We start from the raw sequence: 18,462 nt of genomic DNA, 5'->3' as shown, positions 1-18,462 counted from the left end.
CTTTCCTTTAAATATTAGATATAAAAACACCGCACTTTTTATACAAAGTGCGGTGAGATTTTACAGTAAATTCAGCGTGAATTACGCTTGACCTTTAACCGCTTTTAAACCTAAGAACGGCGCCGGTGTACCCGCGCGTTCTAATGCTTCTTCAATACGGATTAATTGGTTGTATTTCGCAATACGGTCAGAACGGCTCATAGAACCGGTTTTGATTTGACCTGCTGCAGTACCCACTGCTAAGTCAGCAATAGTTGCATCTTCGGTTTCACCTGAACGGTGAGAGATTACTGCGGTGTAACCGGCATCTTTCGCCATTTTAATCGCAGCCAAGGTTTCAGTTAAAGAACCAATTTGGTTGAATTTGATTAGGATGGAGTTTGCGATACCTTTTTCGATACCTTCTTTTAAGATTTTGGTGTTAGTTACGAATAAGTCATCGCCCACTAATTGAACGCGGTCGCCTAACACTTTAGTTTGGTATGCGAAGCCTTCCCAGTCAGATTCGTCTTGACCGTCTTCGATAGACACGATTGGGTATTGTTTGGTTAATTCTTCAAGATAGTGTGTGAATTCTTGCGAAGTAAATGAACGGCCTTCGCCTTTCATTTCATATTTGCCGGTTTCTTTGTTGTAGAACTCAGAAGATGCGCAGTCCATCGCTAAAGTCACGTCTTTACCTAATACATAACCTGCTTTTTCTACCGCTTCTTTGATACAGGCTAACGCGTCTGCGTTAGAGGCTAGGTTTGGTGCGAAACCACCTTCATCACCAACTGCGGTGCTCATGCCTTTAGATTTTAATACCTTCGCAAGGTTGTGGAACACTTCCGCACCGATACGAAGTGCTTCACGTAACGTTTTCGCACCAACTGGTTGAATCATGAATTCTTGGATATCCACGTTGTTATCTGCGTGTTCACCACCGTTGATGATGTTCATCATTGGTAATGGCATAGAGTAAACGCCTGGCGTGCCGTTAAGTTCTGCGATGTAAGCGTAAAGTGGTAAACCTTTAGATGCTGCTGCTGCTTTTGCGTTTGCTAAAGATACCGCTAAGATTGCGTTTGCGCCAAAGTTAGACTTGTTTTCGGTTCCGTCTAAATCGATCATGATTTGGTCGATTTCAGCTTGGTTAGACGCATCTTTACCAAGAATTGCTTCAGCAATTGGGCCATTTACTGCTGCTACAGCTTTTAATACGCCTTTACCTAAGAAACGAGATTTGTCGCCGTCACGTAATTCTAATGCTTCGCGAGAACCAGTTGATGCACCAGATGGAGCCGCTGCTAAACCAACAAAACCACCTTCAAGATGAACTTCAGCTTCAACAGTTGGATTACCGCGTGAGTCGATGATTTCGCGACCAATCACTTTAACGATTTTTGCCATTTTTATTTTCCTCAATTAAGTTAATTAAAACGGGTTAGGCGAGCCTAAAACAGGCGATATGATAAAGCTATTTTGAGATTTTGTCTTGTAAAAAATGCGTATGCTTTGATCTTTATCTATTTTTACAAAATAAAAGAGCGGTGAAAAAATTCATCATTTCTCACCGCTCTTTTTACTCTAATTTAATCCATTACTTCACGGATTGTTTGTGATTTTCATAGGCTGCTTTTACAAAGCCTGCAAACAACGGATGGCCATCACGAGGCGTAGAAGTAAATTCTGGGTGGAATTGGCAAGCGACAAACCAAGGATGATTTGGCACTTCGATAATTTCTACCAATTTTTTATCTGCAGATAAGCCCGTTACTTTCAATCCTGCTTTTTCAATTTGTGGAAGTAACGTGTTATTCACTTCATAACGATGACGATGACGCTCTTCAATGGTTTCTTTGCCATAAAGCTCGCGAGCGCGACTACCTGACACCAAATGACATTGTTGTGCACCTAAACGCATTGTTCCGCCAAGATCAGATTCATCGGTACGCACTTCAGTATTACCATCTGCATCTTGCCATTCCGTGATTAATGCAACCACAGGTTGCTCACAATCTTTATCAAATTCAGATGAATTTGCTTTAGTCAAACCCGCTACATTACGTGCATATTCAATCAACGCGATCTGCATACCTAAGCAAATACCCAAGTAAGGAATTTTGTTTTCACGTGCATATTGTGCGGTACGAATTTTACCTTCCACACCACGATAACCGAATCCACCAGGAACAAGAATACCATCAATGCCTTTTAATACTTCAACACCTTTGGTTTCAACATCTTGGGAATCAATATATTTAATGTTAACGCTTAAACGATTCGTTAAACCGGCATGTTTCAATGCTTCATTTACAGATTTATAAGCATCGGGTAACTCAGTATATTTACCCACCATACCAATGGTCACTTCACCCACTGGATTCGCTTGTTTGTAAAGCACTTGCTCCCATTCAGAAAGATCCGCCTCAGGACAAGTTAAACGGAAACGTTCACAGACGAAATCATCCAAACCTTGAGATTTTAATAATGCAGGGATTTGATAAATCGAATTTACATCTTTTAATGAAATGACTGCACGTTCTGGAACGTTACAGAATAAAGCAATTTTCGCTCGTTCATTTGGCGGAATCATGCGATCTGAACGACAAATCAACACGTCAGGTTGAATACCAATAGAAAGCAATTCTTTTACAGAATGTTGAGTTGGTTTCGTTTTTACTTCACCTGCAGTTGGAATATAGGGCACTAAAGTTAAGTGCATAAATAACGTATGTTCACGACCAACTTGAACGGCTAATTGACGTAATGCTTCTAAGAATGGGAGTGATTCAATATCCCCAACGGTACCGCCCACTTCAACAATCACAATATCATGACCTTGAGCACCAGCAATGACGCGATCTTTAATTTCATTGGTGATATGTGGAATCACTTGAATTGTTGCACCAAGATAATCGCCACGACGCTCTTTACGTAATACTTCAGAATAAATTTTACCTGTGGTGAAGTTATTACGTTTAGTCATTTTCGTGCGGATAAAACGCTCATAGTGACCTAAGTCTAAATCTGTTTCTGCGCCATCTTGAGTGACGAAAACTTCCCCATGTTGGGTTGGGCTCATCGTACCTGGATCCACGTTAATATATGGATCTAATTTCATAATAGTTACGTTTAAACCGCGAGCTTCTAAAATTGCCGCCAATGATGCTGCCGCAATGCCTTTACCTAACGATGAAACCACACCGCCAGTGACGAAAATATAATTTGTAGCCATAGGGAACCTAATCTGTATTGGGATATAAATGATTATAGCTAATCATCTTACAGACAAAATCAACCAAAAGTGCGGTCAAAAATCGAAGATAACTAGCTATCAAAGACGGGACGATAGTTTACCTGATTTGGTTAATGAACTCAATTAGAAAACCACAATTAGCATGTAAAGCCTTGTTAAACCTATCTATCCTCTAGGATGAAATCTTTCATGCAATCGTTTCAATCTCTCTTTTGCCACATGAGTATAAATCTGTGTTGTGGATAAATCTGTGTGCCCTAGCAACATTTGCACCACGCGTAAGTCTGCACCGTGATTCACTAAATGAGTGGCAAAAGCATGGCGAAGAACGTGAGGGGAAAGTGCATCAGCATCAATATCCGCGAGAATGGCATAATATTTTACTCGATGCCAGAAAGTTTGACGAGTCATTTGCTGTGCGCGCTGACTTGGAAACACAACATCAGAACTCTGCCCATTTAATAGCACAGGGCGACCATAAAGCATAAATTGACGAACCCAATAGGCAGCTTCTTCCCCCATTGGCACAATACGCTCTTTGTTCCCTTTACCAATCACTCGCACCACGCCTTGTTGCACGCTCATGTTTTCAATCGTCAGCGAAACTAACTCCGTGACACGAAGCCCCGTCGCATAAAGCAACTCTAACATTGCTTTATCACGCAATTCCAAAGGAACTTCCACATCTGGCGTATTAAGCAAATCAGACACTTGTTGCTCAGTTAAATATTTTGGCAGGCGACTGGGTAATTTAGGCGAACTTAGCACCGCACTTGGATCATCCACTCGGTATTTTTCCCGATATAAATATTGGAAAAGTTTACGAATCGCACTTAACATTCGCGCAGTGCTCGTGGCTTTGTAACCTTTCTCCAAACGCTCACCTAGAAAACCTTGCAAATCAACAGCATCTAAGGTTTCCAAAGACAAGCCGTTTTTATCCAACCAATCACAAAGTGCGGTTAAATCCAAACGATAAGATTGAACGGTATTTTCTGAAAGCCCTTTTTCAATCCAATATTCGTTAAGAAACAAATCAATGAGCGCTAGATTTTTCATATTACTTTTCTACAAGGAAAGCGATGCGTCCTATTTATGCTGAACAATCAAAAAGGCATTTAACTTGCGTGGAATCACAAAAAATGCAGCCGCCGCAATGATACTCATAAATACAAATGTCATCGCTGGCGACGTTGGATAAATCATACCTGCAATCGCTGTGAAAATGGCAATAAGCACACCATTCGATAAACCATTATACAAACCTTGTAACTTCGCAATATGGCTTTGCGGTTGAGTGGTGATATAGCGAACGATCGCATAATGGCAAATGGCATAAGTCAAACTATGCATAAGTTGCAATAAGAATATCAACCAAAAATCTTCATCAATATATCCCATTACAGCCCAGCGTCCGATGCACGCAAGCGTAGAAATATAAAGCAGCACGCTGATAGAAATATTTTGAAATAAGCGACGAGAAAAGAAAAATAATACAATTTCTGCTAATACGCCAATGCCCCAAAGTAAGCTAGTTTGAGAAACGGAGATCCCAATACTTGTCCAATAAATTGTGCTATAAACATAATAAGCCGCATGAGAGCCTTGAATCAGCCCCACTGCAATCATGACTCGCAATGTAATGGGATTTTTCAGTAAAGCAATAAAACCAATATTATTTTGAGCGCCGCCTTCAGGTATTTCATCTTTTGGGGGAATGGTCGGTTTTAAAAGCTGAATGATGGTATAGAAAGATAAAAGTGCGGTTAAAATCCACACGATATTTTGCTCACCAACCCAGCCAATCATGCCACCAAACACCACTACGCCAAGGATAAAGGCAGCAGAGCCAATTAAACGTACTTTACCGTAATCCAAGCCAATTTGGCGTTGCCAAGTGGATGCCAACGAATCTCCAATCGGCATTCCCGCTGAATTCACAGAGGCATATAAACCAATAGCAATAAACAACAACCAAAAATTATGTGCAACTAAACTCATAGCGGCCATAATAATGGCCGATGCTAATGCCAATAGACGTAAGGAATTAATAATATGATTAGCTTTTTTAATCAGCGATGAAAAAAATAATCCGCCTGCAAATCGGAAAATATAAGCACTCCCGATCACCAAACCAATCATTTCTTCACCATATTGTTGTGATTTCAACCATGCGGGAAAGAACGGCAAAAATACGCCATAAGCGCAGTAGTAACCTAGAAAGCTCAGGGCGAGCCAATAAAAAGGACGAACTTGCATCAGAATAAAGTTTCCATTTCTTGTGAACGAGACAAACAAGCCTGCATAGCTTGCTCTATTATTTGATTAAAATGTTGTGCGTCAAATACCGCTAATGCCGCAGCAGTGGTGCCACCTTTCGAGGTAACATTTTCACGCAAAGTTGAAAGTGCAATTTGCGGATTTTCAGTCACCATTTTTGCTGCGCCAAGCATGGATTGCTGCACTAATTCACGGGCAGTTTTCTCATCAATATTCATTTTGATTAAGGCTTGCTGCATCGTTTCCAGCATCAAAAAGAAATAGGCAGGGCTACTTCCTGACGCGGCAGTTACTGCGTGCATTTGAGTTTCATCCCCCACCCAAACCGTTTTTCCCACAGATTCCAATAAATCTTGTGCAAAAGTGCGGTGATTTTCGCTCGTCTTTTTCGGTGCAAATAACCCCGCCATGCCTTCCCCCACTAATGCGGGCGTATTTGGCATGACGCGCACTATCGATTTTATACTTGGAATTAATGCGTTCAAGCGTTCAGTTGAAATACCCGCAGCAATGGAAATTAATAATTTATCGGAAAAATCCACCGCACTTAGTGGAGAACAAACATCAGCCATCATTTGAGGTTTTACCGCAAGCAACACAACCTCAGCTTTGGTTGCACTTTCCACATTATTTTCTGAAGTTGCCACGCCAAGATTGGCAAAAAATGCTCTTTTTTCCTCATTCGGATCATTCACAATAATTTGCTCGGCTGGATAACCTTGTTTCAATAATCCAAGAATAATCGCCTGCGCCATATTGCCGCCACCAATAAAGGCAATCAATTTGTGTTGCATCGTTTTTCCTACTTTTATGGGCTATAATGCCGCACATTCTACCCTATATTGAAGGAAGTGTTACGATGTGGTTCAAAAATTTAATGACTTATAGACTGACTAAACCGCTAGATTGGGATCTTGCACAGCTACAAACTCAACTGGAAGATTGTCAATTCCATCCTTGCGGTGCACAAGATCAAAGTAAATTTGGCTGGTCAGCCCCATTACGAGGAAGTGATTTACTCTATTTTTCTGTAGGAAAGCAAATTCTATTAGTGGCGAAAAAAGAAGAAAAAATCTTGCCAGCAAATGTGGTCAAACGTGAACTAGATGAACGCATTGAAAGCCTTGAACAAAAAGAAAATCGCAAACTTAAAAAGGTAGAAAAACAGACATTAAAAGATGATGTTGTTATGAATTTATTGCCTCGTGCATTTAGTAAAAATCAGCATACGGCACTGTGGATTGATACGGAAAATAATCTTGTTCATGTTGATGCCGCATCGAGTAAACGCGCGGAAGATGCGCTCGCATTACTGCGCAAATCCTTAGGTTCGCTTCCTGTCGTGCCTTTAACCTTTGCTAATGAACCCAGCACGATTTTAACCAATTGGATCCTTCAAGATAGCTTACCGCATTGGTTACTTGCATTAGAAGAAGCCGAGCTTCGTGGCAGTCAGGAAGACAGCGTTATCCGTTGTAAAAAACAACCCTTAGAAAATGAAGAAATTCTCGCCCTTCTGCGAGATGGCAAAAAAGTAGTAAGTAAATTAGCCTTAGAATGGGAAGATACCTTAACTTTCATTTTTAACGAGGATTGCACCCTCAAACGTTTAAAATTTGCAGATAGTGTACGCGAAAAAAATGATGATATTCTGAAAGAAGATTTTGCACAGCGTTTCGATGCAGATTTTGTACTGATGACTGGTATTTTAGCCAAACTCACTGAAAATTTATTAGATGAATTTGGTGGCGAAAAAATTAGACTATAAAATCATATTACAAATTTACCGCACTTTTGATTAAACAATGTTTGCCTAGACAGAGGTTAAATCAAGCATAAAGAAGAGCCTTTCCAAAATCTTAGGAAAGGCTCTCTATCATTAAATTATTGTTCAGTATTTGAATTACTCGGCTTACGTCGTTTTCCGATATTTTTCGTATCCTTATGACGTAATTTCACTTTTTTCTTCGCCTCTGTTTTTTTCTTTTCTTCACGTTTTTCTTTAATACGTGCCTTTTGTTTTTTGCTTACAGATTTCACTTCACCATCTTTTGGTGGCTTAGTGCGAGGTTCTAAACCTTCTAAAATGCGCGCCTTTAAAATTTCCTCGGTATAGCGTTTGATTTTACCCAGTAACTTGTAATCATGGGCTTCGACAAAAGAGACTGCCGTGCCCTTTTTACCTGCTCGCGCTGTACGTCCAATTCGATGCAAATAAGTATCCGCACTATACGGCAAATCAAAATTCATAACATGGCTTACATCATCAATATCAATACCACGCGCAGCCACATCCGTTGCAACCAATACCGTCACAATACCTGATTTCAATTTATCAATCGCATTATTACGTTGAGTTTGTGCCATTTCACCTTCTAAATACGCGGAACGAATGCCTCGTTTACGCAATGTTTCAGAAAGTTCACGCGCATCTTCACGACGACGAACAAACACAATTCCACGCGTCACTTCTTCAGTTTCAATAAAACGCGCGAGCAATTTGATTTTGTGTTCATTGCTGTCTGCGTGGTAATACCATTGATTGATTTTTTTTCTTTCTCGACGGCTTGGTTCGGCATCCACCTTAATGGGATCATTCAACAAACGCTCTGCGAAATCGACCAATAACTCCCCTTCCAAGGTTGCAGAAAACAACAAGGTTTGTTTTCTCCAACGGGTTTCAGCCGCGATTTTTTCCGCATCTTGCCCAAACCCCATTTGTAACATTCTATCGGCTTCATCAAAAATCAGCATTTCAACGGAACGGCAATCAAAATTTTCTTCCTTAATATATTGCAATAAACGACCAGGCGTGGCCACCACCAAATCCTGATTGGTATTGAACACATCACCGTGATTTTGATACGCCACGCCACCTGTAATTGTTGCAATATTTAAATGAGTGAACTGCGCTAATTCTTCTGATTGTTCTGCCACTTGCATTGCCAATTCACGTGTTGGCGTTAATACCAAAATACGCGGTGGGCCTGGTTTACGACGCGGATAATCCAATAAATGTTGTAGCGCAGGTAATAAAAAAGCAGCCGTTTTCCCTGTTCCCGTTGGTGCAGAGCCTAATACATCACGCTCTTCCATTGCAGCAGGAATGGCTTCCATTTGAATAGCTGTTGGGCGGGAATAACCTTTTTTCTCAAGCGCCTTTAAAAGCTCAGGAGAAAGATCAAATTGTTCAAATTGGGATAAATTCATTATTGTGCGGTTCTTTGTTAAAATTGGCGCGAATTATACCCGAAAAGCACCTAAAAGTGCGGTCAATTTACGAAAAATTTATGAGAGGATTTACCTTTAAACAATTCCATATCAATCAAGATTCTTGTGCCATGAAAGTCGGCACTGATGGCATTTTGTTAGGTGCTTGGGCTGATGTAAAACATTGTAAAAATATTTTAGATATGGGCAGTGGCACAGGATTATTGGCTCTAATGTTGGCACAACGAACAGAAGAAAACTGCCAAATTCAAGCGGCTGAGTTGGATCCCCTTGCAGCAAAACAAGCACAAGAAAACATCAATGATTCTGTCTGGAAAAATCGTATTCAACTTATTCAAACGGATATACAACATTTTTTACAAACCACTGAACAAACCTTTGATTTAATTGTGGCAAATCCACCTTATTTTGAACAAGGCATAGCTTGCAAAAATGAAGAAAGAGAATTGGCTCGTTATACCAAGCAAAGCCACTTAAATTGGTTAGAATGGGCAGCAATGCACTTAGCGGAAAATGGGAAAATAAGTTTTGTTTTACCTTATGATGCAGGCAAAACACTTATAAAATCCACCGCACTTTTTTGTATAAAACAAACGAATGTCATTACAAAAATGGAGAAAACGCCCCAGAGAATGCTACTTACCTTTGCCAAACAGCCTGAAGTTTTAACACAAGATCAATTGGTGATTTATGATGCGGATAATCAATACACTGAAGCATTTATTGAATTGACTAAAGACTTTTATTTGAAATTTTAAAGGGGAAATCATTTTCCCCTTTAATCATACACTATCTAAAATACCACTTTGCTAACAACACACCCGCATTCACTGCAATATTTAAGCCTGATTTAATCGGACTTGCGAGCGTTAAACGCACTTGTGTGTCTTCTGGAGTCGCTAAACTTTCCGTAGAACTTTCAGTTAGCACAAAAACCACTTTATTTTTTAACCGCACTTTATCCAACGGATCGCCTTGTTTATTGTGCGATACGTGAATCATTTGATAGCCTGATTTACGCAATTGCATTAAAGCCGAATCAATATAATCCGTTTCTAACACACGAATATATTCTGCACCACCTTCTGCTACGCGCATTGAGGCTGCCGAATACAGATTTTCTACATTATCGGCGACAATATTTTTTACGCCAAAATAAGCACAAGTACGCAATACGCCACCAATATTTTGCGCATTATTCACGTTGTCTAATAGCACTAAACAATCCTCTTCACGAGGAATATCCAAATACCCTTGCAACGTGAAAGCACGCGGTTTCTTCACCAATAAGCAAATGCCACCATGATGTTCGGTTCCGCTCACTCGAGCTAATTCTCCGCTATCTACAACATGATAAGCCTTCTTGTTTTCGGCTAAATAACTCAATACCTCGCCAATTTTGTGTGACATTTGTACGGTTGCCCACAATCGAACAATACTTTCAGGGCGTTCTGCAAATAACGCTAAACAGGCATTTTCACCGTAAACCTTCATTTCTTCCGCACGGTTTTTCTTAATTTTTTCAGGTGCTCGAGGAGAAAGCGCCCCCGTTTTCTTTTCTTTTGTTTTATAAACCGTACCCGTACTTTTTATCGTCACTTGAACCTTAGGTTGTTCTGCATTTTTATTTGATGGCGCACGAGATAAAGAAAGTTGCGTAATTTTAGTTTCTTTCACTTCTTGTTTATCACGAGGAAAACGAGATTTTTCGTTTCTCTTTCCATTAAATTTATCATTAGAGTGCGGTCGATTTTGAGTTGGTTTTTCTCTGTATTTTTCACCTACTGAGCGTTCTTGAAAGGATCTGCCGACGGCTTGAAAAGACGGTTTGCGTTTGTCGTTCATAGGGTTTCCCTGAGTAAAAGTGGCTGTTTTTTAGCCAAAAAATGCTAAAATTTGTGAGCATTATAACGAAAAAAAGCCTTTTTTCTATTAATAAGCGCGTGAAATATTGTAAACTAACGCACTAGTCTTTAATCACGAGATGGATTATGTTAATCAATAAAACCAAACGAGCTGAACAAAATTTAAATAATTTGCCATTCCTTGCTTTGCAAGCTGAGCAAATTGAATTTTTGGGTAGCCCGGCTGAATTTAAAACTCAAATTATTGAATTAATCAGAAACGCAAAAAAACGTATTTATGTCACCGCACTTTATTGGCAAAAAGATGAAGCGGGGCAGGAAATCCTCGATGAAATTTATCGCGTGAAGCAAGAAAATCCACACTTAGATGTAAAAATTCTCATAGATTGGCATCGCGCACAACGCAATTTATTAGGTGCGGAAAAATCGGCCACCAATGCAGATTGGTATTGCGAACAACGCCAAACTTATCAGCTACCTGATGATCCGAATATGTTCTTTGGCGTGCCAATTAATACGCGAGAAGTTTTTGGTGTATTGCACGTAAAAGGCTTTGTATTTGATGATACGGTGCTTTATAGCGGTGCAAGCATTAATAACGTCTATCTTCATCAATTTGAAAAATATCGTTACGACCGCTATCAAAAAATTGTTAATGCAGAATTGGCTGATTCGATGGTGAATTTCATCAATGATTACTTGTTAGATTTCAGTGCAGTTTATCCACTTGATGTGACCAACCGCCCTCGTACCAAAGAGATCCGAGGCAATATTCGCGCTTATCGTAAAGACCTTGCTCAAAATGGTGAATATTCATTAAAAAGTGCGGTGAAATTACCGAATGTTTTAAGCGTATCGCCACTGTTTGGCTTAGGGGCATCGGGCAACGAATTAAATCAAGTGATTGAAGATTTATTCTTGCAAGTACAAGAAAAATTAGTGATTTGTACGCCATATTTTAATTTCCCACGTACATTGCAACATAAAATAGCAACGTTATTAGAAAATGGTAAACGAGTAGAAATTATTGTTGGCGATAAAGTCGCAAACGATTTTTATATTCCACCAGAACAACCATTCAAAATGGCGGGAGCGTTACCTTATCTTTATGAAAGTAATCTTCGCCGTTTCTGTGAAAAATTTGAGTCTCAAATTGAAAATGGTCAGCTTGTGGTGCGTTTATGGCGTGATGGCGATAATACTTACCACTTAAAAGGTGTGTGGGTAGATGACCGTTATATTTTACTTACGGGCAATAATCTTAACCCTCGAGCATGGCGTTTGGATGCTGAAAATGGCTTATTAATTTACGATCCACAACAACAGCTTTTAGCCCAAGTGAAAAAAGAGCAAAATCAAATTCGCCAACATACAAAAGTATTAAAACATTACACTGAATTAGAAGAATTGAATCAATACCCAGAACCAGTGCAAAAACTTTTGAAAAAATTTGCACGAATTAAAGCGGATAAATTAGTGAAAATGATTCTGTAATGCTGAATAATACTTTTTAGACCTAATAATAAAGCCTTGTGAAAACAAGGCTTTACTCTTTCAGTTAAAAGACATTAACTTAATAACGCCTGCGCAGCTGCGATCACAACAGACACCGCTTTTTCTTCCGTTTGTTTCATTGTTGCTTCATTTGGAATTTCTTGCTGAGTGCGGTTTACAATCACGCCCGCAACCATCCCAGCACGCAAACCTAATGCGCTACACATGGTAAACAATGTTGATGATTCCATCTCATAGTTCATCACATTCAAATCTTGCCATTGTTTAAGTAGACCTTGGTAATCACGATATACTTTACCGCTATAGGTATCATAACGTTCTTGACCTGGATAGAATGTATCAGATGATGCAGTTACGCCTACATAAGGCTCGATACCTTTTGCTTTCGCTGCATTATAAAGTGCGGTTGTACATTCAAAGTTTGCCACAGCGGGATATTCTAATGGTGCGAAATGACGGCTTGCGCCATCTAAGCGAACAGAAGCGGTTGTGATAAGAACATCACCTACATTAATATGTGGTTGAATTGCACCCGTTGTACCGATACGCAAGAAAGTGCGAACACCAAGTTGAGCAAGTTCTTCTACACAAATTGATGTTGATGGCCCACCAATCCCCGTAGAACATACCACAACAGGTTGTCCATTGAGGTAGCCTAACCATGAAGTAAATTCACGCGTGCTAGCCAGAAACTCTGGATTATCAAGTTGTTTAGCAATACGCTCACTACGCGCAGGATCGCCAGGAACAATAGCGAGTGTTGCCCCTTTCAATTGGGATTTTGTGAGGTTTAGGTGGAATACGTCTGACATAATAAATCTCCTTATTGCCATTTAACGTGATGATTTCACCCTGAGGTGAAATCAGATTTTTGAATAAATAAAAGCACGTGAGTATTTTTCGAAAATACAACTTTATCTCTTAAGCGCGCCCATTATTCCTCTCATAATTTGCTTGGTAATTTGATTTCGAATATTTCGCCCTACAGACTGCGCAACACTATTTACTATTTGCTCAGTTGGCGATAATTTTTCACCGCGCTTTTGCGTACCAAAAATCATTCGGCTCAAACTACCTAAGAATCCGTTTTCTTCTTCCGCTTGGGCTTGCTCTGCTTGTTTTTGTTGTACCGCAGCTAAATCCGCTTGAGCAGTTAATACTTCAAAGGCAGATTCATTATCTACATATTCTTTATAATACGCATAAAGATCATCATCTTTCACCCAAGCATTACGTTCGTCTGTCGTTAATGGTGAAAGCTGACTTTTTGGCGGATAGATATAGGCAATTTCAACCGGCGTTGGCATGCCTTTTTCATCTAAAAATGATACCAATGCTTGGCCCACTCCAAGGGTTGAAATGGTCTCGACGACATTCACTGATGGGTTTGCTCGGAAAGTTTCTGCAGCTGATTTCACGGCTTTTTGATCGCGAGGAGTAAATGCACGAAGAGCGTGTTGAACACGGTTACCTAACTGGCCTAATACTGTATCTGGCAAATCAAGTGGGTTCTGCGTGACAAAATAGATTCCCACACCTTTAGAACGAATCAAACGCACAACTTGTTCTACTTTTTCCACGAGTACGCTCGGCGCACCATCAAACAATAAGTGTGCTTCATCAAAAAACATAACAAATTTAGGTTTATAAGGGTCACCCACTTCTGGCAGTTGTTCAAAGAGTTCTGCCATCAACCATAATAGAAATGCGCTATACATTCTTGGGGAATTAATCAATTTTTCAGAATTGAGTACATTTATCACCCCTCGCCCATCGTGAGTTTGCATCCAATCATCTAGATTCAATGCTGGCTCACCAAATAAATTTGTGGCGCCTTCATTTTCAAGTGTCAGTAATGCTCGTTGGATTGCACCAACACTTGCAGTAGAAACATTGCCATACTCAACTTGGAAGGTTTTCGCATTCTCTGCAACATATTTCAGCATTGCACGAAGATCTTTTAAATCAATGAGCAATAAACCTTTATCATCTGCCACACGAAATACGAGGTTTAATAATCCTTCTTGCGTAGCGTTTAGATTCAATAAACGAGAAAGCAACAACGGCCCCATTTCAGAAATAGTTGTTCTAAGAGGAATGCCCGTTTGGCCAAAAACATCCCAAAAAGAAACAGGATAGCCATTGAGATAACTTTCATTGCCTAACCCGAACTGCTCAATTCGTTCCGCAATTTTTCCCTGAAATTGACCGCTCTTTACTAAGCCAGAAAGATCGCCTTTTACGTCTACTAAAAATACCGGAACCCCATCATCACTGAAGGCTTCTGCCATTTTACGTAATGTGACAGTTTTACCCGTACCTGTTGCGCCAGCAATAAGTCCATGGCGGTTAGCCATTTTGGCCGTGATGCCTAGGATTTTACCTTGTTCTGTGCGAGAGAGATCGTATTGCATAAATGAATATCCTTTTATTTTTGGTTGTAACGAATAATAAGTAAAAAAAGAAGTGCGGTCAAAAAGTTAAACGTTTTCGGTTATAATTCCACGAAAATTTTTTCTAGAACAATAAAAAAGTAAAATGAATGCAAAAATTTTGGTCATAAAAGTGGGTCAAGTTCAAACCCTAACCTTTTCAGATGGAAGCGTATACGAAAGCGCAATTCGTAAGAAAACCGTACAATCAGTAAAAATTCATCCTCTTGGAGCTGAAGGGAATGATGTCGGTTTAAAAAAACATCATGGTGGTGTAGATAAATCTCTCTTTTTTATGTCGGCAGATTCTTTTAATGAATTAAATGCTTTATTAAATAAAGATTTTTCTTATATGGAAACTGCTACATACGGAGAAAATTTTGTTGTGTCAGGCTTGAATGAAGACAATGTCTGCATTGGCGATCGTTATCAAATCGGGTCAACAATTTTAGAAGTATCTCAGCCACGTAAACCTTGTGAGCGTTTATCAAAAAATACGGAAAACGAAGAGACTCGCGATATTGTTTATCAAACTGGGCTCAGTGGATGGTATGTTCGCGTCATTGAAACAGGAGAAATTAGACAAGGTGATGAATTAAAATTGCTCGCGCGCCCTTATCCGCAAGTAACAATTCGCCATTTAAATCGCTTGTTATCCGCCCCCGAAAATGAAGCTGAACTAGAAGCGGCATTAGAGATTGAAGTATTAGCTGAGGCCTTTAAACGCTCAATTCGATCGCAAGTATCGAAATTCAAACAATAGGTATAAATATGTCAGAAATTTCAACCGCACTTTCAGAAGACTGTCCATGTCAATCTGGTCATCAGTACGCAGATTGTTGTGGAAAATTTCATTTAAGACAAGCGTTTCCCGAAACGGCAGAACAACTCATGCGTTCACGTTATACGGCTTATGTTTTAAAAAATATACCTTATATTGTTGCAACAACTGTGCCAAGCCAACAAACTTTGTTAGAGACTCATCTATTGCAAGAATGGGCTGACAATACTACATGGCTAGGGTTAGAAATCCTAAAAACAGAAAATCTCACAAAAACTCAAAGTGCGGTGGAATTTAAAGCTATTTTTCAAGGCGAAGAGGGAGAACTAGCTCATGAAGAACGGTCAATTTTTGTGAAAATTGAAAATCGTTGGTATTTTGTGGATCCGACCGTATCCTTGCCTACAATGAAACAACCTTGTGTATGTGGTTCCGGTAAAAAATTTAAACATTGCTGTGGGGGATTTTTATGATTTCATTGAAACAATTTAGCCTGCTCTTTTGGAAACGTTTTTCAGAAAATAAACTCAACCAAGCTGCTGGCGCACTAACTTACAGCACGATGCTTGCTATCGTGCCAATGGTGATGGTGATTTTTTCTATATTCTCTGCCTTTCCTGTATTCAATGAAGTCACTGGAGAATTGAAAGAAATGATTTTCACCAATTTTGCGCCATCAGCGAGTGATATGGTAGGTGAATATATCGATCAATTCGTCTCAAACTCAAAGAAAATGAGTGCGGTGGGAATTGTGAGTTTAATTGCCGTTGCCTTGATGCTAATTAATAACATCGACCGAACCCTCAACAGCATTTGGCATGATACAAGTATTCGTCCTATTTTTACCTCTTTCGCGATTTACTGGATGATTCTGACTTTTGGACCTCTCCTTATAGGTACAAGTATAGGGATTAGCTCTTATATAAAAGTGGTATTTGAACAATCAGAAACGCTTTCTCTCGGTGTGAAATTGCTCAGTTTACTCCCATTCTTTTTCACATGGTTTATTTTCACATTAATTTATACCATCGTGCCAAATAAGAAAGTGGATATCAGATATTCTGCTTGTGGTGCACTTATTGCTGCTATTTTCTTTACACTCGGTAAACAAGCCTTTACTTGGTACATCACCACATTCCCTTCTTATCAACTAATCTATGGCGCAATGGCAACATTACCGATTATGCTATTGTGGATTCAGATTAGCTGGCTAGTTGTGTTGGTCGGGGCACAATTATCTGAAGTATTAGGCGAATTAAAAGAATAAGAATAGAAAGACCGATTTATCACAATCGGTCTTTTTTATTTAGCTATTTTGCAATCTTTAAGGTTTGATAGAGATAATGACGATAGTCATTCACGAATTCAGGATTAGAGGAATCTTCCAATTTTCCGTGACTTAGTTTACACATTGCCATATTCGCTTTCATAAATTCATCTTCTGCTGATAATCCAGCTACATTCATCAAGACGCCTCCGGCAAAAGCGAGATCTAAAAAACGTTGCTCTTGCTTAAATTGACTCGCACAATTACTTCTTACAACAAATTGAGTCACATAATCGGGCTGAGCATAATCTCCTTTCTTCGGAGGGATAACATTATCAAATGCCACCTGGTGATCACCGAAATAACCTAGAACAAAAGGCTTCTTACGTTCATGTAAATAGTTATTCATTCCTTCAATCGCTTCATTCAAGGCGACAATACGTTGAGTATAGTCATTCAATGCTGAAATACTTTTAGCCCCTAAATTAGGCATTTGAAGATTAAATGTATTTTCCATGCCCAATTCGTATGGACCATGTTCACGCATAGTCAACACATAAACAAACATCGGCTGATCTACATTTTCTAATTCAGGATGCTGCTTTTCCAAAATCATTCGAGTGTACTTCATCATTTCTTCACTACTAATATCCCAAAGATTTTTACTAATAGGTGCAGGATAACCAAGATCTTGTGGCTGTAACATCAAATCAAAACCGAAATGATCATAAGCTGATTTTGCATTGTAGTTGCCTTTTGTAAAAGGCGACAAAGCAACACAAAAATATCCTTGAGCTTTTAGATTTTTCACTAAGCCAGATTGCAAGTGCGGTACAACAGAATAAAAAACACCACTTGCTAACGCCCCAAAATCGGTCGAGGGCACACCAGCTAAAAAAGCAAATTCTGATTTCCACGTTGCGCCAGCAAAAGTATGTACACGCAACGGCGAAGCAAATACTGTATCATTTTGAGGTTCAAACATGGAAAGTGCTGGAATAGATTGCTGACTAAAAGCAAATTGATGAGGGTTCAGCGTGGATTCCATTAATGTCACAACAATATCAGGTTTTGTTTCAGATAGGTTGTTTGTATCAGATGAAAGTGCGGTCATTTTTTCAATAAAATTTTGGCTATTGCCATCAAAATTTGGCACTTTGAAAAAAATACCGCGGCAAGACATTGGTAAATTCAAAAACACATCGCGACCATCATCGGGCAAAGAATCTAACCAAACTTGCACCGCACTTGGCTTTTTAGAATAATGCCACATCAAGCTAAAGCTAACGATAAACAATAACGCCCCAATGCTGTTACCTAATAGCCCTAAAGACTCGACATCATTAAAACCAAAAATCGCATAACCTAATAACGCAATTAGCCCAATAACGCCAAACAATGCACCTTTATAATGAATTAAGGTTTCCCAATTTCGCCAATCTACCACAAGAAAGAAATCTGAAATTAGCAAAGGCTGTTTGTAATAATGAATTTTTAAACGGTGAAATAACATCAGTACCACAAAAAGCACAGATGAAAAATTTAAAGCACGTTGCCATTGGCCGGAAACCATAAGCATGCCACCAAATAAAAAAGTAAAAAGCGTAATAGCAAAGAAATAAGTCCAACGATAATGGGAGTTTACGATAAAAATCACTGCCGCAATCGTGAATAAAGCTAAGAAAATATAAGCGATCATGAATTTTCCCTATGATGTATAACAGACTAAAATGAGACATGACAATGTTTGCGCACTTTATCACGTAAACGTAATAGATTGAACGGGAAAAGAAAATTATTTGGAGAATTTGAAAATAAAGTGGTGGGCGATACCGGTCTCGAACCAGTGA

General features: G+C 39.3%; 16 protein-coding genes and 1 tRNA gene (1 of these 17 only partly in view). 6 read left to right on the top strand and 11 right to left on the bottom strand.

The window, feature by feature from the left end; translation table 11 throughout:
* Positions 1 to 81: 81 nt before the first annotated feature.
* The 5 genes from eno to proC all read right to left on the bottom strand — a co-directional run bounded on the left by eno (position 82) and on the right by proC (position 6,315).
* The gene (eno, locus tag HMPREF9096_RS01035) at positions 82 to 1,392 is read right to left on the bottom strand and encodes a phosphopyruvate hydratase (protein ID WP_009500877.1); all 1,311 of its coding nucleotides are present in this window, start codon (positions 1,390 to 1,392) and stop codon (positions 82 to 84) included.
* A 190-nt stretch (positions 1,393 to 1,582) separates the two neighbouring features.
* Positions 1,583 to 3,220 (bottom strand): glutamine hydrolyzing CTP synthase, encoded by a 1,638-nt coding sequence (gene pyrG / locus HMPREF9096_RS01040; RefSeq protein ID WP_009500874.1) that lies wholly within the window; start codon positions 3,218 to 3,220, stop codon positions 1,583 to 1,585.
* Positions 3,221 to 3,406: 186 nt separating this feature from the next.
* Positions 3,407 to 4,300 (bottom strand): site-specific tyrosine recombinase XerD, encoded by an 894-nt coding sequence (gene xerD / locus HMPREF9096_RS01045; protein WP_009500870.1) that lies wholly within the window; start codon positions 4,298 to 4,300, stop codon positions 3,407 to 3,409.
* Positions 4,301 to 4,330: 30 nt separating this feature from the next.
* On the bottom strand, positions 4,331 to 5,500 hold the full coding sequence (locus tag HMPREF9096_RS01050) for a 3-phenylpropionate MFS transporter (protein ID WP_009500869.1): 1,170 nt from the start codon (positions 5,498 to 5,500) through the stop codon (positions 4,331 to 4,333).
* The gene (gene proC / locus HMPREF9096_RS01055; RefSeq protein WP_009500868.1) at positions 5,500 to 6,315 is read right to left on the bottom strand and encodes a pyrroline-5-carboxylate reductase; all 816 of its coding nucleotides are present in this window, start codon (positions 6,313 to 6,315) and stop codon (positions 5,500 to 5,502) included. The genes HMPREF9096_RS01050 and proC overlap by 1 nt, the downstream gene beginning before the upstream one ends.
* 65 nt (positions 6,316 to 6,380) lie before the next feature.
* Here proC and rdgC point away from each other — a divergent pair, with 65 nt between their 5' ends.
* Positions 6,381 to 7,289, top strand: a complete 909-nt coding sequence (gene rdgC, locus HMPREF9096_RS01060) for a recombination-associated protein RdgC (protein ID WP_032803586.1) — start codon at positions 6,381 to 6,383, stop codon at positions 7,287 to 7,289.
* Positions 7,290 to 7,405: 116 nt separating this feature from the next.
* On the opposite strand, the gene srmB is transcribed toward rdgC, so the two are convergent.
* Positions 7,406 to 8,731 carry an ATP-dependent RNA helicase SrmB gene (gene srmB, locus HMPREF9096_RS01065; RefSeq protein ID WP_009500866.1) on the bottom strand — a complete coding sequence of 442 codons (1,326 nt, stop codon included), beginning with the start codon at positions 8,729 to 8,731 and terminating at the stop codon, positions 7,406 to 7,408.
* Positions 8,732 to 8,811: 80 nt separating this feature from the next.
* Between srmB and HMPREF9096_RS01070 the strand changes: the two genes are divergently transcribed.
* Positions 8,812 to 9,510 carry a tRNA1(Val) (adenine(37)-N6)-methyltransferase gene (locus tag HMPREF9096_RS01070; protein ID WP_009500865.1) on the top strand — a complete coding sequence of 233 codons (699 nt, stop codon included), beginning with the start codon at positions 8,812 to 8,814 and terminating at the stop codon, positions 9,508 to 9,510.
* Between the two features lie 31 nt (positions 9,511 to 9,541).
* Here HMPREF9096_RS01070 and HMPREF9096_RS01075 read toward each other — a convergent pair whose 3' ends face one another.
* Positions 9,542 to 10,597: a tRNA/rRNA methyltransferase gene (locus HMPREF9096_RS01075; RefSeq protein WP_009500864.1), complete on the bottom strand. Its 1,056-nt coding sequence runs from the start codon at positions 10,595 to 10,597 to the stop codon at positions 9,542 to 9,544.
* Between the two features lie 146 nt (positions 10,598 to 10,743).
* On the opposite strand from HMPREF9096_RS01075, the gene pssA reads away from it, so the two are divergent.
* The gene (gene pssA / locus HMPREF9096_RS01080; protein ID WP_009500863.1) at positions 10,744 to 12,111 is read left to right on the top strand and encodes a CDP-diacylglycerol--serine O-phosphatidyltransferase; all 1,368 of its coding nucleotides are present in this window, start codon (positions 10,744 to 10,746) and stop codon (positions 12,109 to 12,111) included.
* Between the two features lie 74 nt (positions 12,112 to 12,185).
* Here pssA and udp read toward each other — a convergent pair whose 3' ends face one another.
* Both udp and HMPREF9096_RS01090 read right to left on the bottom strand, forming a co-directional pair.
* Complete coding sequence (gene udp / locus HMPREF9096_RS01085) at positions 12,186 to 12,944, bottom strand: uridine phosphorylase (protein WP_005635080.1); 759 nt, start codon at positions 12,942 to 12,944, stop codon at positions 12,186 to 12,188.
* A gap of 102 nt (positions 12,945 to 13,046) precedes the next feature.
* Positions 13,047 to 14,546, bottom strand: coding sequence for a helicase HerA-like C-terminal domain-containing protein (locus HMPREF9096_RS01090; RefSeq protein ID WP_009500862.1), 1,500 nt, complete (start codon positions 14,544 to 14,546; stop codon positions 13,047 to 13,049).
* A 124-nt stretch (positions 14,547 to 14,670) separates the two neighbouring features.
* Between HMPREF9096_RS01090 and HMPREF9096_RS01095 the strand changes: the two genes are divergently transcribed.
* The 3 genes from HMPREF9096_RS01095 to HMPREF9096_RS01105 are packed head-to-tail and all read left to right on the top strand — an operon-like array spanning position 14,671 to position 16,612.
* Positions 14,671 to 15,327 carry an MOSC domain-containing protein gene (locus HMPREF9096_RS01095; protein WP_009500861.1) on the top strand — a complete coding sequence of 219 codons (657 nt, stop codon included), beginning with the start codon at positions 14,671 to 14,673 and terminating at the stop codon, positions 15,325 to 15,327.
* Between the two features lie 8 nt (positions 15,328 to 15,335).
* Entirely contained in the window at positions 15,336 to 15,818 is a 483-nt protein-coding gene (locus tag HMPREF9096_RS01100) for a YchJ family protein (protein WP_009500860.1), read from the top strand.
* Complete coding sequence (locus HMPREF9096_RS01105) at positions 15,815 to 16,612, top strand: virulence factor BrkB family protein (protein ID WP_009500859.1); 798 nt, start codon at positions 15,815 to 15,817, stop codon at positions 16,610 to 16,612. The genes HMPREF9096_RS01100 and HMPREF9096_RS01105 overlap by 4 nt, the downstream gene beginning before the upstream one ends.
* A 43-nt stretch (positions 16,613 to 16,655) precedes the next feature.
* Here the strand turns inward: HMPREF9096_RS01105 and lpt6 are convergent, their stop codons facing one another.
* Both lpt6 and HMPREF9096_RS0108855 read right to left on the bottom strand, forming a co-directional pair.
* Entirely contained in the window at positions 16,656 to 18,311 is a 1,656-nt protein-coding gene (gene lpt6, locus HMPREF9096_RS01110; protein ID WP_009500858.1) for a phosphoethanolamine transferase Lpt6, read from the bottom strand.
* A gap of 121 nt (positions 18,312 to 18,432) precedes the next feature.
* Positions 18,433 to 18,462 (bottom strand) — tRNA-OTHER (locus tag HMPREF9096_RS0108855) (it continues 40 nt past the right edge of the window).

Source organism: Haemophilus sp. oral taxon 851 str. F0397 (assembly GCF_000242295.1).
Lineage (GTDB): Bacteria > Pseudomonadota > Gammaproteobacteria > Enterobacterales > Pasteurellaceae > Haemophilus.
This window is presented reverse-complemented; position numbering and strand designations above follow the sequence as displayed.